Origin of the sequence: Sphaerotilus microaerophilus, assembly GCF_023734135.1 — a bacterium.
Taxonomy (GTDB): domain Bacteria; phylum Pseudomonadota; class Gammaproteobacteria; order Burkholderiales; family Burkholderiaceae_C; genus Sphaerotilus; species Sphaerotilus microaerophilus.
In genome coordinates, this window is sequence record NZ_AP025730.1 from 536204 (window position 1) to 551652 (window position 15449).

12 protein-coding genes are annotated in these 15449 nt (G+C 71.6%); 5 read left to right on the forward strand and 7 right to left on the reverse strand.

Annotated features, from left to right (window positions below; translation table 11 throughout):
- The first annotated feature begins 152 nt into the window (after positions 1-152).
- The 3 genes from NGK70_RS02465 (at position 153) to NGK70_RS02475 (ending at position 3319) form a co-directional block, all read left to right on the forward strand.
- A complete protein-coding gene (locus tag NGK70_RS02465; RefSeq protein ID WP_251971802.1) occupies positions 153-1436 on the forward strand; it encodes a TonB-dependent receptor in 1284 nt (427 codons plus the stop codon).
- 37 nt (positions 1437-1473) lie between these two features.
- Positions 1474-2406, forward strand: coding sequence for a metal ABC transporter substrate-binding protein (locus tag NGK70_RS02470; protein ID WP_251971803.1), 933 nt, complete (start codon positions 1474-1476; stop codon positions 2404-2406).
- A 109-nt stretch (positions 2407-2515) separates the two neighbouring features.
- Positions 2516-3319 (forward strand): metal ABC transporter permease, encoded by an 804-nt coding sequence (locus NGK70_RS02475; protein WP_251971804.1) that lies wholly within the window; start codon positions 2516-2518, stop codon positions 3317-3319.
- On the opposite strand, the gene NGK70_RS02480 is transcribed toward NGK70_RS02475, so the two are convergent.
- Both NGK70_RS02480 and NGK70_RS02485 read right to left on the reverse strand, forming a co-directional pair.
- Positions 3289-4212 (reverse strand): M48 family metallopeptidase, encoded by a 924-nt coding sequence (locus tag NGK70_RS02480; protein ID WP_251973656.1) that lies wholly within the window; start codon positions 4210-4212, stop codon positions 3289-3291. The two genes, NGK70_RS02475 and NGK70_RS02480, sit on opposite strands and share 31 nt — an antisense overlap.
- Before the next feature lie 130 nt (positions 4213-4342).
- Positions 4343-5977, reverse strand: a complete 1635-nt coding sequence (locus NGK70_RS02485) for an AmpG family muropeptide MFS transporter (protein WP_251971805.1) — start codon at positions 5975-5977, stop codon at positions 4343-4345.
- A 116-nt stretch (positions 5978-6093) separates the two neighbouring features.
- On the opposite strand from NGK70_RS02485, the gene NGK70_RS02490 reads away from it, so the two are divergent.
- Together NGK70_RS02490 and trxC are read left to right on the forward strand one after the other, a co-directional pair.
- Positions 6094-6612 (forward strand): flavin reductase family protein, encoded by a 519-nt coding sequence (locus NGK70_RS02490; RefSeq protein WP_251971806.1) that lies wholly within the window; start codon positions 6094-6096, stop codon positions 6610-6612.
- Positions 6613-6693: 81 nt separating this feature from the next.
- Complete coding sequence (gene trxC / locus NGK70_RS02495) at positions 6694-7125, forward strand: thioredoxin TrxC (protein WP_251971807.1); 432 nt, start codon at positions 6694-6696, stop codon at positions 7123-7125.
- Between the two features lie 2 nt (positions 7126-7127).
- On the opposite strand, the gene NGK70_RS02500 is transcribed toward trxC, so the two are convergent.
- The 5 genes from NGK70_RS02500 to purB form a co-directional block, all read right to left on the reverse strand.
- Positions 7128-9215 (reverse strand): acetoacetate--CoA ligase, encoded by a 2088-nt coding sequence (locus NGK70_RS02500; protein ID WP_251971808.1) that lies wholly within the window; start codon positions 9213-9215, stop codon positions 7128-7130.
- A gap of 162 nt (positions 9216-9377) precedes the next feature.
- Positions 9378-11225 carry an ABC transporter substrate-binding protein gene (locus NGK70_RS02505; protein ID WP_251971809.1) on the reverse strand — a complete coding sequence of 616 codons (1848 nt, stop codon included), beginning with the start codon at positions 11223-11225 and terminating at the stop codon, positions 9378-9380.
- The gene (locus NGK70_RS02510) at positions 11200-13095 is read right to left on the reverse strand and encodes an ABC transporter substrate-binding protein (RefSeq protein ID WP_251971810.1); all 1896 of its coding nucleotides are present in this window, start codon (positions 13093-13095) and stop codon (positions 11200-11202) included. Before NGK70_RS02510 ends, NGK70_RS02505 begins: the two co-directional genes overlap by 26 nt.
- 74 nt (positions 13096-13169) lie before the next feature.
- Positions 13170-14012, reverse strand: a complete 843-nt coding sequence (pyrF, locus tag NGK70_RS02515; protein ID WP_251971811.1) for an orotidine-5'-phosphate decarboxylase — start codon at positions 14010-14012, stop codon at positions 13170-13172.
- A gap of 30 nt (positions 14013-14042) precedes the next feature.
- A complete protein-coding gene (gene purB / locus NGK70_RS02520; protein ID WP_251971812.1) occupies positions 14043-15410 on the reverse strand; it encodes an adenylosuccinate lyase in 1368 nt (455 codons plus the stop codon).
- Positions 15411-15449 lie beyond the last annotated feature (39 nt).

Genomic DNA, 15449 nt, shown 5'->3' on the forward strand with positions numbered 1-15449 from the left:
CCCGGCACCTCCCACCCCCCCCCCCGGCCCGAACGGCCGGGCGGCTGGCCGTTGGTGCATCCCGTCCCTGTCTGCAGCCAAGCGTCCCTGCCCGATCGATGCGGCGGGGCCGGTGCCGCCCTGCTCGGCACCCCCACGGAGGTTCTTCCCTCATGACACCCCATTCCTGCTTTTCGTGCTCACTGCCTCTACCCCGATCCCTGTCCGCCGCGGCCGTGCTGCTGGCGGGCCTGGCTGCCGCGCCCGTGGCGCGCTCGGCCGACGCGGCGGCACCCGCCCCGGCCAGCACGGCTCCCGCCAGCGCCCAACGCGCGGCAGCCAATGCCTTCAACCCTGCGATCTCGCTGATCCTTTCCGGCGGCTACACCCAGCTGCAGCGCGATCCGGCCAGCTGGCGGCTGGCGGGCTTCCAGACGGGCGGCGAGATCGGCCCGGGTTCGCGCGGCTTCGGCCTGGGTGAGTCGGAGCTGGGCCTGTCGGCCAGCATCGACCCGCGCTTCTTCGGCTCGATGACGGTGGCGCTGAGCGACGACGAAGGTGCAGCGGTCGAGGAGGCCTATGCGCAGACCACCGCGTTGCCGGCCGGGCTGACGCTGAAGTTCGGCCGCTTCCTCTCGGCGCTGGGCTACCAGAACGAGCTGCATGCGCACGCCTGGGCCTTCGTCGATGCGCCGCTGGCCCACCAGGCCTTCCTGGGCGGGCAGCGCCGCGAGGACGGTCCGCAACTGCGCTGGCTGGCGCCGACCGAGCTGTTTGCCGAGCTGGGTGCCGAACTGGGCCGCGGCGAGACTCACCCGGGGGCCGCGCGTAAGAAGAACGGTGCCGGCGCCTGGACGCTGTTCGGCCACCTGGGCGGCGACATTGGCGCGAGCCAGAGCTGGCGTGCCGGCCTGAGCCTGCTGTCGGCCCGGCCGCAGGGGCGCGAATCGAGTGTGCTGGATGCTGCCGGCAACGAGGTCACCCACGCCTTTACCGGCCACAGCCGCACCTGGGTGCTCGACGGGGTGTGGAAGTGGGCGCCCGACGGCAACGCGCACAGCCGCTGGGTGAGCCTGCAGGGCGAGTGGATGCGCCGCAGCGAGCGTGGCACGCTGGTGGCGGACCGCACCGGGCTGGCCTCGGTGGCGCCCTACCGCGCGACGCAGTCCGGGGCCTACCTGCAGGGGGTCTGGCAGTTCATGCCCGGCTGGCGCGCCGGCCTGCGTGGCGACTGGCTGCGCGTCGGCACGGTGGACGCCGGTGCCAACGCGGCGCTGCTGGAATCCGCCCGCCATGACCCGTCGCGCACCAGCCTGCTGCTCGACTGGGTGCCCAGCGAGTTCAGCCGGGTGCGCCTGCAGGTGGCGCAGGACCGCGTGCGCGCCGGCGTCAACGACCGCCAGGTGATGCTGCAGTACCAGATGAGCCTGGGTGCGCACGGCGCGCACAGCTATTGAGCCGGCCATCGGTAGATCAGCAGATCAGGAGATCGACATGACGATGCAACGATGGACATGGCGCAGCGCTGCCGGCCTGCTGGCCGCCCTGACGCTGGGGCTGGCGCCTTGGGCAGCCGCCCGCGCCGAGCTGCGGGTGGTCGCCTGCGAGCCCGAGTGGGCCGCGCTGACCACCGAGCTGGCGGGAGCGCTGGCCCAGGTCTACAGCGCCACCACGGCGCAGCAGGACCCGCACCAGGTGCAGGCCCGGCCCAGCCTGATCGCCGCGGTGCGCCGCGCCGACCTGCTGGTGTGCACCGGCGCCGAGCTGGAGGCGGGCTGGCTGCCGCTGCTGCAGCGCCAGGCCGGTAACCCGGCAATCCAGCCGGGCCGGCCGGGCCTGTTCGAGGCGGCGGCGCAGGTCGAGCTGCTCGGCGTGCCCGCGCGGCTGGACCGGGCCGATGGCGATGTGCACGCCGCCGGCAACCCGCACATCCAGACCGACCCGCGCCGCATCGCCCGCGTGGCGGCGGCGCTGGCACGCCGGCTGGCGGAACTCGACCCGCCCCACGCGGCCGATTACGAACGCCGCCACGCCGACTTCGCCCAGCGCTGGCAGGCGGCGATCACGCGCTGGGAGCGCTCGGCCGCGCCGCTCAAGGGGTTGCCGATCGTGGTGCAGCACCAGGGCTTTCCGTACCTGGAGCAGTGGCTGGGGCTGCGGCAGGTGGCGGCGCTGGAGCCCAAGCCCGGGCTGGAGCCCAGCAGCGCGCACCTGCAGGCGGTGCTGGCCACGCTGCAGCGCGAGCCGGCGCGGCTGATCCTGCGTGCGGCCTACAACGATGGGCGCGGCTCGATGTGGCTGGCCGAGCGCACCCGCCTGCCGGTGGTGGCGCTGCCCTACACGGTGGGCGGCAGCGAGGCGGCCAGGGACCTGTTCGGCCTCTTCGACGACACGCTGGCGCGGCTGCTCAAGGCGGTGCAGCCATGAGGCAGCCCGTGCCAACCTCATCGAGCGGGCCGAGCGCCGGGCCGCTCCCAAGCCGGCCCGCCATCCCCTCGGGGGATCGGCCGACGTACCCGTCGGACGAGGGGCTGACATGACCTGGGCCGCGCTGGACCCGTCCATCCTCGGGCCGGCCTTCGTGGCCGGGCTGCTGGTGCTGCTCACCCATGTGCCGCTGGGCATGCAGGTGCTGCAGCGCGGGATCGTGTTCATCGACCTGGCGATCGCGCAGATCGCCGGCATCGGCGTGATCGCGGCGGATGCGCTCGGCTGGGCGACTTCCGGCTGGGCCGGGCAGGCGGCGGCAGCGGCGGCGGCCCTGGGAGGGGCGCTGCTGCTGACCTGGACGGAGCGGCGCTGGCCGGAGATCCAGGAGGCGCTGATCGGCGTGTCCTTCGTGCTCGCCTCCTGCCTGGGCCTGCTGCTGCTGGCCAGCAACCCGCACGGGGGCGAGCACCTGAAGGACCTGCTGGTCGGGCAGATCCTCTGGGTCACGCCGGCTCAGCTGGGCGTCATGGCCGGGCTGACGCTGCCGATCGGGGTGCTCTGGGCGGTCGCGGGTGAGCGGCTCGGCCGGCTGGGCTTCTACCTGCTGTTCGCGCTGGCGGTGACCGCCTCGGTGCAGCTCGTGGGGGTCTATCTGGTGTTCGCCAGCCTGATCCTGCCGGCGCTGGCCACGCGCCGGCAGCGCGGGCGCCGCCGCATGGGGGTCGCGCTGGGCCTGGGTGCAGCGGCCTACGCGCTGGGGCTGGCGCTGTCGGCGCTACTGGATGCGCCGTCCGGTGCGGTGGTGGTGCTGGTGATGGCGGCGCTGGCCGCGCTGGTGGCCGCATTGGTGGCCCGGCGGCCCGCCGCCGATGCCAACCGTCAGCCGTTGCCCGCCTCGGGCGGGCGGTAGCGCACCGGCGGTTTCTCGGCGCGGGCGTACAGGCCGGTCACCTTGGGCAGGTTGGCCTCGATGTCGGTGATCCGTGTGGCGCCCGTCGGGTGGGTGGAGAGGAACTGCGGCGGCGCGCCCTTGGAGGCGGCCGCCATCTTCTGCCACAGCGTGACGCCCGCACGCGGGTCGTAGCCGCCGCGCGCGGCCAGCTCCATGCCGACCAGATCAGCCTCGGATTCGTCCTCGCGGCCGAACTTCAGCGTCAGCAGCTGCCCGCCGGCATCGGCCAGGGTGCGGCCCACGTCGCCAAATCCCAGCAGGCTCGACACGATCGAGATGCCCCCGCGCGTGGCCATGGTCTTGCCGATGCGCTCACGGGCATGCTCGCGCACCGCGTGCGCCATCTCGTGGCCCATGATCATGGCCACCTCGTCGTCGTTGAGCTGCAGCTGCGCGAGGATGCCGTGATAGAAGGCGATCTTGCCGCCGGGCATGCAGAAGGCGTTGATGGTCTTGGCGCCGATCAGGCTGACCTCCCACTTCCACTGCTTCGCCCGCGGGTTCCACTCGTAGGTGTAGGGGATCAGGCGCTGGGCGATGGTGTTCAGCCGCAGCATCTGCGGGTGGTTGGCGGGTGCCAGTGCACCCTTGCCGTTGGCCTCCTGGCGCAGCTGGGCGTACTGCTTGCCGGCATCGGCCTCGACCTGGTCGGCCGGGTAGAACTTGGCGAACTTGGAGATGCCGCCCACCTCCACGCCCTCGCGCGCCAGCAGCGGGCCGGCGGCGGTGCCGGCGGCGCCGGCCACCAGCAGGCGGGTGAAGAGGCGGCGCTGGTGCAGCGCGCAGCCGCCCGGGTGGGCGTCCACGCGGGTGGTGATCTCGGCGTCGGTGACGAAGCTCGGTGCGGGCATCTCGTTCATGGCGGCGGTGGGCAGGAAGTCGTGAAGGCTCAGACCCCGAGGGGTCGGGAAGATTCCCGACCGGAGCGACAGCATAGCGGGCGACCCCACCGGTCGGTTGACGTGATCCGGCGCGGGCGCTTCAGGCACGTGCCGCATCCGGCTCCAGCGCCTGCACCGTCGCGCGCAGCCGCCAGATCATCGCCAGCGCCGGCAGCGCGGCGGCGGTGGAGACGAGGAAGAAGGTCGGCCAGCCGATCGACTCGGCCAGCACGCCCGCCAGCGGCCCCACCCAGACCCGCCCGACCGACGCGAAGGCGCTCAGCAGCGCGTACTGCGTGGCGCTGAAGCGCTGGCTGGTCAGGCTCATCAGGAAGGCGACGAAGGCGGCGGTGCCCATGCCGCCACTGAGGTTCTCGAAGGCGATCACCATCAGCAGGCCGCCATCCACCGCCGTGGGCTGCGCCAGGTGCAGGACGCCCCAGTCGAAGGCCGGCACGGTCAGCCCCGGCAGCACGCCACGTCCGTTGACCGCCAGCCACCAGAAGCCCAGGTTGCTGGCCGCCTGCAGCAGGCCGAACAGGAACAACGCGCGCCACAGCCCCAGGCGCAGCATCAGCGCCCCGCCCAGCAGCGCGCCGCCGATGGTCAGCCACAGGCCGATGACCTTGTTGACCACGCCCACCTCGGCCGAGCCGTAGGCCATGCTCTTGAGCAGGAAGGGCGTCATCAGCGAGCCGGCAAAGGCGTCGCCCAGCTTGTAGAGCACCACGAAGGCCAGAAAGGCCCAGGCACCCGGCTGGGCAAAGTAGTTCGCCAGCCCGCTGAGCAGGGTCGCAAAGCGCGCCCGGCGTGCCGCCCAGGCTGCCAGCGGCAGAGTGAAGGCGATGCCGGCCAGCAACGCCAGCAGGTCCGTCCAGCGCTGGCGCAGCAGCGGCGTCAGCGCCGTGCCTTCCAGCAGCGGGCCCAACAGGGCGCTGGCCGCGGGGCCGAAGGCGCGGTCGGTGACGAGGTAGCCCACCGCCACCGCGGCCACCACGGCCGCGAAGCCGATCACGTCCTGGCGGGCCACGCCATCGCTGGGCGGCGGCTCAGGCAGGCGTGGCAGCGCGACCGCACTCAGCGCGGCGGCGCCGAGCATGATGAGGGCCATCAGGCGGTAGACCTGCGGCCAGCTCCAGGCAGCGCCTGCGCCGGCAGCGGCACCCACCAGCGCGTTGGCCGGGTCGGTCCAGATCAGCGCGACGCCGCCGGAGAGGATCATCGCCAGCCGGTAGCCCAGCACCTTCAGCGACGAGCCCATGCCGCGCTCGGCACCGGGCAGCAGGTCGGTGCCGTAGGCGTCGATCACCACGTCCTGCGTGGCGGAGAGGAAGGCCACCAGCACCGCCAGCAGCGCGAAGGCCTGCACCGCGTGCTTCGGCGGTGTGGCGGCCATCGCCAGCAGCGCGCCGGCCAGGGCGAGCTGGCTCAGCACCAGCCAGCCGCGCCGCCGGCCCAGCCAGGGCAGGTCGAAGCGGTCCATCAGCGGCGCCCAGAGGAACTTGAAGGTGTAGGGCAGGCCGACCAGGCTGAGGAAGCCGATCGTTGCCACGTCGATCCCCTCCAGGCTCAGCCAGGCCTGCATCGCCTGGCCGGTGAGCGCCAGCGGCAGCCCGGAGGCAAAGCCCAGCACCAGCACCACCGCGAAGCGCCAGCTGCGCAGCAGCAGGTGCCCCTGGGACAGGGCGGCAGGGCTGGTGGCAACGGGCCGGGGTGGCGGGGGCGAGGCGGACATCGACCGATTCTAGGAGCGGCCTCCCGCCCGGCCCGGAGGGGGCCGTGGGCACCGGTGGGCCAGCGCGGGTGGGCCTGCGCCGGCACCGGATCGGGGCATCGCGGACAATCCCGCCCATGCAACCGAGCCCGATCCGCGCCGCCGAGTCGCCCTTCACCCGCCAGGAGTTCCGCCAGGCGCTGGGCCTCTTCGCCACCGGCGTGACCATCGTCACCGCCCGGGCGGCGGATGGCAGCCCCGTCGGGCTGACGGTGAACTCCTTCAACTCCGTCTCGCTGGCGCCGCCGCTGGTGCTGTGGAGCCTGTCGCTGGCGGCCGGCTCGCTGCCCGCCTTCGAGGCGGGCTCGCACTACGCCATCCACATCCTGGCGGCCGAGCAGCGGGAGCTGGCCGAGCGCTTCGCTGCCCGCTCGGTGGACCGCTTTGCCGGGCTGGACTGGAGCGAGGGGGCCGGCGGCATCCCGCTGATCGACGGTGCCGCCGCGGTGCTGGAGTGCCACAACCGCAGCCGCTACGAGGAAGGCGACCACGTCATCTTTGTCGGCGAGGTGGAGCAGTGCCGCTGGCGCGCCGACGCCTCGCCGCTGATCTTCCACGGCGGGCGCTTCTACACGGAGCTGCCGCTGGCGCCCTGAGCCAGCGTGGTCGGCCGTGTTGTCAGGGCTTGAAAGCCCGGCAGGCGCTCATACTTGATGGGGTATCAACGGAGCCGCCCCATGCACATCGCCTGCCCCCAATGCCAAGCCGTCAACCGCCTCCCTGAGGAGCGCCGCCATGACGAGCCGACCTGCGGCCGCTGCGGCGCCGCCCTGCTCGATGGTCACCCGGTCGAGCTGAGCGACGCCAGCTTCGAGGCCGTCATCGGCAAGTCCGACCTGCCAGTGCTGGTGGATTTCTGGGCGCCCTGGTGCGGCCCCTGCCGGCAGATGGCACCGCAGTTCGCCCAGGCGGCGCAGTCGCTGCGCGGCGAGGTGCTCTTCGCCAAGGTCAACAGCGACGACCACCAACGCAGCGCGGGGCGCTTCGGCATCCGCTCGATCCCGACGATGGTGCTGTTCCAGGGCGGGCGGGAGGTGGCGCGCCAGAGCGGCGCGATGGGCGCAGCGCAGATCGGCCAGTGGGTCGCTCAGGCACTCCAGCGCGCCTGAAGTCAGGGGTTGGCGGCCTGGCGCCGGGCCGCGAAGTCGACGAACCAGTCGACGCTGGCGGCGTTGGCCATGGCGTCGCGCTTGAGCACCTCGTCGGGGTGCGCGCCCTGCAGCAGCTTCTTGACCGGCAGCTCCATCTTCTTGCCCGACAGGGTGCGCGGGATCGCCGGCACCTGGATCACCTCGTCGGGCACGTAGCGCGGCGACAGGGCGCTGCGGATGGCGGTGCGGATCGCCTCGCTCAGTTCGCCGTCGAGCTGCAGGCCCTCGCGCAGCACCACGAAGGCGCCCATCCAGCTCGGCCGCCCGAGGTACTCCAGGTCGACCACCAGGCTGTCGACCACCTGGGGCAGGGCCTCGATGGCCCGGTAGATCTCGGCGGTGCCCATGCGCACGCCGAAGCGGTTGATGGTGGCATCGCTGCGGCCGTAGATCACCGCGCCGCTGGCGCCGGACTCGGGGTGCGGCACGATGCGGATCCAGTCGCCGTGGCGCCAGACCGGGCCGGCCAGGCTGCCGTCGTCGCGCCCGCCCGGGTAGGTCTCGAAGTAGCTCTCGCGGTAGCGGCGCTCGCCCGGGTCGTTCCAGAACTGCAGCGGCATCGAGGGCATCGGCCGGGTGCAGACCAGCTCGCCCACCTCGTTGATGAGTGCGTGGCCACGGCCCTGCGCGTCCGGCTCGCTCCAGGATTCCACCGCGGCACCCAGGCAGCGGCACTGCATCTCGCCGCGCACCATTGGCAGGGTCGGCAGGCCGGCGATGAAGGCACCGGCGAAGTCGGTGCCACCGGAGATCGGGTTGACCCAGATGTCGCGCCCCTCCACCTTGGGCAGGCTGCGCCAGAGCCAGTCGTAGCACTCCTCGGACAGCGGCGAGCCGGTGGAGCCCACCGCCCGCAGCGCGGACAGGTCGGCCACGCGCTGCGGCTCCACGCCGGCCTTCAGGCAGTTGGCGTAGAAGGCCGCGCCAGCGCCGAACATCGTCGTGCCGGTCTCGGCGGCGAAGCGCCACAGCGTGCCCCAGTCCGGCACCTCGCTGCGGCCGGTGGGGCTGCCGTCATAGAGGCAGATCGTGGTGCCGCCCAGCAGGGCGTTGACCTGGCAGTTCCACATCACCCAGGCGGTGGAGGTGGACCAGTGGAAGCGGTCGCCGGTTTCCACCGTCGGCCCCAGGTTGTTGTGCAGCACCAGCAGCTTGAGCGCCTCCAGCATGATGCCGCCGTGGCTGTGCACGATGGGCTTGGGCAGTCCGGTGGTGCCGCTGGAGTAGACGATCCACAGCGGGTGGTCGAAGGGCAGCCACTCGGGCTCGAAGTCGCGCGGGTCGCCCGCCAGCAGGGCGCGCAGGTCGTGGGCGCGCCGCGTCGGGGTGGCGAAATCGTCCGCATCGGCCTCGCGCAGCAGGTAGGGCCAGAGGATGAAGTCGGTGACGCTGGGCAGACCGTCCAGCAGTTCGGCCAGCACGGGGCGGCGGTCATGGTCGCGCCCGCCGTAGCTGCTGCCGTCGCAGGCGATCAGCACCTTGGGCTCGATCTGGCGGAAGCGGTCCAGCACCGCCACCGGGCCCATCTCCGGCGAGCACAGCGACCAGACCGCGCCGATGCTGGCGCAGGCCAGGAAGGCCACCACCGTCTGCGGCGTGTTGGGCAGGTAGGCGGCGACGCGGTCACCGCGCTGCACGCCCTTGCGCCGCAGCGACACCGCCAGCGAGGCCACCTCGCGTTTCAGCTCGCGCCAGCTCAGGTCGAGGCTGCAGTGGTCCTCGTGCATCCACTCGTTGCGGAAGACGATGGCTGGGTGGCCGGCGCCATAGGACGCATCGACGTGGCGGAACACCTGCTGCACGTAGTTGACCTGGGCGCCGGGGAACCAGCCCGCGCCGGGCATGCGCTCGTCGGCCAGCACGGCCTCGTGCGGGGTGGGCGAACGCAGGTCGAAGTAGTCCCAGAGCGAGCCCCAGAAACCGTCCAGGTCCGTGACCGACCACTGCCAGAGCTCGTCGTAGGTGGCGAAGCTCAGGCCGCGCTGTTCGGCCAGCCAGCGCTGGTAGAGCGTGATCCGGGGGGTGATCCGGGTTTCGGACAGGGGCATGGACGCTTCCAAGGGATAAATGGGCAACACAGGACACTGCCCGCGCACAGCAGCACCGGTCGACATGTTGCCGTGTTGTTACCAAATTGACCAGATCCGGACGGGGGCCTGTGACGCCGCCGAGACGGCCGGCACCCCGGGCGGGCCACAGAGACCGTGAACTCAGGCGCTGCGGCTCACGTCGACATGCTTCCACCAGTCCAGCCAGCACACCGGGCGGCGGTAGCCGACCACGCCGGGCTGCGCCAGGTCGCAGAGGATGCGGTGCACCGTCATGCGGTAGGGCATGTAGGCGACTGCCAGCTTGTTGGCCTCGCGGAACAGGGCCTGCCGCTCGGGGCCGTCGGGCAGACCCTGCAGGCGTTCGTAGAGCGCGTCGAAGGCCGGCAGCTTCATGCGCGAGAGGTTGGCCTTGCCGATCGAGCCGCCGTAAGCGCGCTCCAGCGCGCTCTGGCCATCGGGCGTGCTGGCGCTGGAGCCCACCCGCCACATCATGAAGCGCCCCGTGCGCGCGGCCTTGAGGTTCTCGGCCCACTGGCCGATCTTCAGCTCCAGCCGGATGCCCAGGGCGTCCAGGGTCTTCTTGAGCAGCTCGTCCATCGCGCGGGTGGTCTGGTCGGACTGGCTGAGCATCTCCAGCGTGAAGGGTTGGCCGTCGGGCTGCTCGCGCCAACCATCGCCATCGCGGTCGCGCCAGCCGTAGAGGTCGAGCAGGGCGCGCGCTCGGCTCAGGTCGTGCCCGGTCGCGGGGGTGCGTAGCGTGGCGTCGTAGCCGAAGGTGCCCGGCACCGTCATGCCCTGGGCGGCGATGGCCTCGCCGCGGCGCACCAGGGCGATCTCGCGGTCGATGTCGTAGCCCAGCGCGATCGCGCGGCGCAGCGCCACGCGCTCGGGCGCCAGGCCGCCGACCACCGGGTGCTCCATGTTGAAGACCTGGTAGTACACGTCCGCCGCCGGCACGCGGCGGGCCTCAATGCCACGCTTGGCCAGGTGCGGCGCCAGCTGGCCGCCGGGGATCGCCTGGGCGATGAACTCCGGCGGCACGATCTGCAGCAGGTCCTGCTCGCCGGCCAGGAAGGCCAGCCAGCGTGGCTGCGACTCCTCGATGATCGCGATGTCGATGCGCTCCAGCAGCGGCAGGCGCCGGCCCTTGAGCCTGGCCAGCAGGGCCTGGCCCTCGGCATCGTCGGGCGCGGGGCGGGCGTCGTAGACCACCTCGCGGTAGGTCGGGTTGCGCTCCAGCACGATCTGCGAGCTGCGCCGCCAGCTCGCCAGCCGGAACGGCCCGGTGCCCACCGGGTGCTCCATGATCTTGTCGCCATAGCGCTCCACCACCTCGCGCGCCATCACGCCCCAGATGTCGGGCGCGGCCATCGAGTAGATGAAGCGCGGGCGCGGCTCGCGCAGGCGGAATTGCAGCGTGTAGCGGTCCAGCGCCACCAGGCCGGGCACCGGCGCGTCAGGGTCGAGGGCGCGCTTGTCCCGGATCGCGGCATCGCGCAGTTCGCGCAGGCCGATGATGCCCAGCTCCTCGAAGTTGGGCTGGCTGGGGCTCTTCAGCGCCGGGTCGTACAGGCGCTTGAAGGTGTAGATCCAGTCCTCGGCGGTCACCTCCCGGCCCTTGCCGCCCGTGGCGGCGAAGGCCGCATCGTCCTGGAAGTGCACCCCGCGCCGCAGCCGGATGGTGTAGCGGGTGTGGCCGTCGGCCATCTCCGGCATCGCCTCGGCCAGGCAGGGGCGCAGCAGGAAGGGCCGCGCCAGGTGGTCGTACTCGTAGAGCGCCTCGAACAGGTTGGCGGTGACGGTGCGCGAGTAGATGTCTGAGATCTGCGCCGGATCGAACCCCGTCTCGGCGGTCGGGAAGGCGTAGCGCAGCACGTGCTCGCGCTGGCCACTCGGGTGCAGTGCCGCGGCAGTGCCAGTCCCGGGCCAGGCCAGCGCGCCCAGCAGGCCGGTGCCCCCGGCCAGCTGGCGGTTCAGCCAATCACGGCGAGACAGGGCGTCGTGCATGGTCGATGTCCACGTACTTGTAGAACTCGCGCTGGAAGGGGTTGCGCCGGTAGCCGATCACCCAGGGGTGCATCAGGTCGGTGGCGATGCGCCAGCTGCTCATCTTGTACGGCGCGTAGGCCACCATCAGCTTGACCGCCTGCTGCATCAGGGCGAAGCGCTCGGGGCCGTCGGGCAGCTTGTTCTGGCGGATGTACAACTCGTTGAAGGCCGGCAGGTTGAAGCGCGCGTGGTTGGCGGCGCCCTTGTTGGGGCCGTAGCCCAGCGCCAGGAAGGTGTCGCCGTCCGGGCTGCCGGCCAGCCAGGCCACACCCCACATCATCAACTTGCCGGTGCGTGAGCTCTTCAGGTTCTCCGGCCACTGCGCGATCTTGAAGCGCATGCGGATGCCGATGGCCTTGCTGCTCTTCTGCCAGATCTCGGCCAGCTGGCGCGAGGCCTGGTCGGACTGCGTGGCCAGCTCCAGCTCCAGCGGCTGGCCGTCCGGGGTCTCGCGCCAGCCGTCGCCGTCGCGGTCCCGGTAGCCGTAGAGGTCGAGCAGCGCGCGCGCCTTGGCGGGGCTGTACTCGCTCATCTCGCTGCGCAGCGCCGGGTCGTGGCCGTAGTTGATCGGCGGGATGGGGCCTTCGGCGCGCACCGCCTGGTTGCGCCGCACCAGCACCAGCTCCTGCGGGCCGTTGTAGGCCAGGTTCATCGCCCGGCGCAGCGCCACCTTCTCGGGCGTGTAGCCGCCGACCACCGGGTGCTCCATGTTGTAGAGCGTGGCCAGCGTCACGTCGCCCAGGAAGGCGCGGAACATCTGCACCCCGCGCTGCTGCAGGTAGGGCGCGAGCCGGTTGTTCGGGATCGCCAGGCCGGCGTAGGTGTTGGGCAGGCGGTCCATCACGTCGGACTCGCCGTTCAGGAAGGCCAGCCAGCGCGGCTGGTCCTCCTCGATGATCGAAATTTCGACGCGGTCCACCATCGGCAGGCGCTGGCCGGCCAGGCGCCGGGCCACGGCCTGGCCTTCTGGATCGTTGGCGGGGGCCTGCTCGTCGTAGCGCAGCTCGCGGAAGCCGGGGTTGCGCTCCAGCGCGATCAGCGAGCTGCGCCGCCACTCGGCCAGCCGGAACGGCCCGGTGCCCACCGGGTGGGCCATGATCCGGTCGCCATAGAACTCCACCACCTCGCGGGCGATGGCGCCGAAGGCCGAGCCGTCGTTGAACACCACGTGGTGCAGCCGCGGCGAGGGCTCGGCCAGCTTGACGCGGAAGGTGTAGCGGTCCAGCGCCCGCAGGCCCTCCACCTCCACGTCGTAGGGAAAGGGCTTCTTCTCGGCCAGGGCCTGCTTGCGCAGTTCGGACAGGCCGAGCACCTTGGCGTTTTCCAGCAGGTAGAGGTTGGGGCTCTTGGTGACCGGGTCGTAGTGGCGCTTCAGGGCATAGACGTAGTCCTGCGCGGTCAGCTCGCGCCGCTGTCCCTGGAAGGCCGGGTCGTCGGCAAAGTAGATGCCGGGGCGAATGCGGAAGGTGAACTCGGTGAAGTCGGCCGAGATCTCCGGCAGCGCCTGCGCCGTCAGCGGCTTGAGCTGGAAGGGGCGCGCCAGGTAGTCGTAGGTCAGCGGCGCCTCGAAGATGCCGGCCGTGACGATGCGCGAGTAGGTGTCTGACACCTGCGCCGGATCGAAGCCGGTTTCGGCCACCGGAAAGGAGTAGCGCAGCAGCTTGGCCGGCGGTGCGGTGGCTGAAGCGGGTGCGGGTGCGGGTGAAGATGCCGCAGCGGACGCGGGTGCGGGCGCGTTGGCAGCCCAGGCACCCAGGCTGGTGCAGGCGAGGACGATGGCGCCGCCGCAGCCGGCCAGGCCACGGCGCACAAGGCTGAACTTGAGCATGGCGCGAGTATGCCGGCCCGCCCCGGCCCGGCGTCAGCGGGCCAGCCCGAGCAGGGTCGCCGGGGCCCGTCGAATCAGCGCGCCGCGGCGTTCAGCTGGTCGCGCGTGGCCAGGGCGACGCGCCGTGCCGCCTCGGCAAAGTCCGTGCCCTGGCTGGCATAGAGCACCGCCCGCGAGCTGTTGACCACGATCGTGCCGGTCACCGTGCCGTCGGCGGCGCGGCGCAGGCCGGCGCGCACCGTCGCCTCGGCATCGCCGCCCTGGGCGCCCACGCCGGGGATCAGCAGCGGCAGCGTCGGCGCCAGCTCGCGCACCTTGGCGATCTCCCCCGGGTAGGTCGCGCCCACCACCAGTGCGAGCTGGCCGTTGGTATTCCAGGTCGTCTGCGCCAGCGCCGCCAGGTGCTCGAACAGCCGCGGCTGCCCCGGCACGTCGGCCAGGCGCTGCATCTGCCAGTCGTCACCGCCCGGGTTGGAGGTGCGGCACAGCAGGATGGCGCCCTTGCCGGGCCAGCGCAGGTAGGGCTCGATGCTGTCAAAACCCATGAAGGGCGACAGCGTCACCGCGTCGGCCTGGTAGCGCTCGAAGGCCTCCTTGGCGTACTGCTCCGCGGTGGCGCCGATGTCGCCGCGCTTGGCGTCCAGGATCACCGGCACCTGCGGCGCGGTGCGGCGCATGTAGGCCATCAGCTCTTCGAGCTGCGCCTCCGCCCGGTGTGCCGCGAAGTAGGCGATCTGCGGCTTGAAGGCGCAGACCAGGTCCTTGGTGGCGTCGACGATGCGGGCGCAGAAGTCGAAGATCTTCGACGCGTCACCGGCCCAGTGGCTCGGGAACTTCGCCGGCTCGGGGTCGAGCCCGACGCAGAGGAAGGAGTCGTGGCGCGCCTGGGCGCGCAGCAGCTGGTCGGTGAAGTTCATCGTCGGGCTCCGAGGTTCAAGGGTTCAGGCTCAGATCCGCCGTGCCAGCTCGGCTGCCTTGCCGGTGTAGCTGCCCGGTGTCATGGCGAGCAGGCGGTCCTTCTCGGCCTGGGGCAGTGCCAGGTCGGCGATGAAGCCCTGCATCAGCGCGCGGGTCATGGGCTGGCCGCGGGTGAAGGCCTTGAGCTGTTCGTAGGGTTCGGGCAGGCCGAAGCGGCGCATCACGGTCTGGATGGGCTCGGCCAGCACTTCCCAGGCGTCGTCGAGGTCGTTGGCCAGGGCGGCTTCGTTGAGTTCGAGCTTGCCCAGGCCGCGCAGCAGGCTGTCAAAGCCGAGCTGGGCGTAGCCCAGTGCCACGCCCATGTTGCGCAGCACGGTGCTGTCGGTCAGGTCGCGCTGCCAGCGGCTGATCGGCAGCTTCTGGCTCAGGTGGGTCAGCAGCGCGCTGGCCAGGCCGAAGTTGCCCTCGGCGTTCTCGAAGTCGATCGGGTTGACCTTGTGCGGCATCGTCGAGGAGCCCACCTCGCCGGCCTTGGTCTTCTGCTTGAAGTAGCCCAGGCTGATGTAGCCCCAGACGTCGCGGCTGAAGTCGATCAGGATGGTGTCGACCCGCGTAACCGCGTCGAACAGCTCGGCCATGTAGTCGTGCGGCTCGATCTGGATGGTGTAGGGGTTGAAGGTCAGCCCCAGCTGGTTCTCGATCACCGCGCGGCTGAAGGCCTCCCAGTCATGCTCCGGCCAGGCCGACAGGTGGGCGTTGTAGTTGCCCACCGCGCCGTTCATCTTGGCCAGCAGCTTGACCTCGGCGATGCGCGCGCGCCCGGCCTGCAGGCGGGCCACCACGTTGGCGATCTCCTTGCCCACCGTGGTGGGGCTGGCGGTCTGGCCGTGGGTGCGGCTGAGCATCGGCACCGCGGCGAAGGCCTGGGCCAGCTCGCGCAGCTTGGCGATGATCTGGTCCAGCGTGGGCAGCAGCACCTGCTCGCGCGCGCCCTTGAGCATCAGCGCGTGGCTGGTGTTGTTGATGTCCTCGCTGGTGCAGGCGAAGTGCACGAACTCGCCGGCCGCGGCCAATTCCGGCTGGTCGGCGAAGCGGCTCTTCAGCCAGTACTCGACCGCCTTGACGTCATGGTTGGTGGTCTTCTCGATGTCCTTGATGGCCTGCGCGTCGGCTTCAGAGAAGCGCTGCACCAGGCCGCGCAGCAGCCCGCGCGAGGCCTCGGACAGGGGCTTGAATTCGTCGAAGCCGGCATCCGACAGGGCGATGAACCACTCCACCTCCACCTGCACGCGGCGGTGCATCAGCCCGTACTCGGACATCAGCGGGCGCAGCGCAGCGACCTTGGCGGCGTAGCGGCCGTCCAGCGGCGAGAGGGCGGTCAGGGCGGAGTAGGGCATGGCGGCGGGCTCGTTCAGGCAAACCCTGAATTTTAGGCG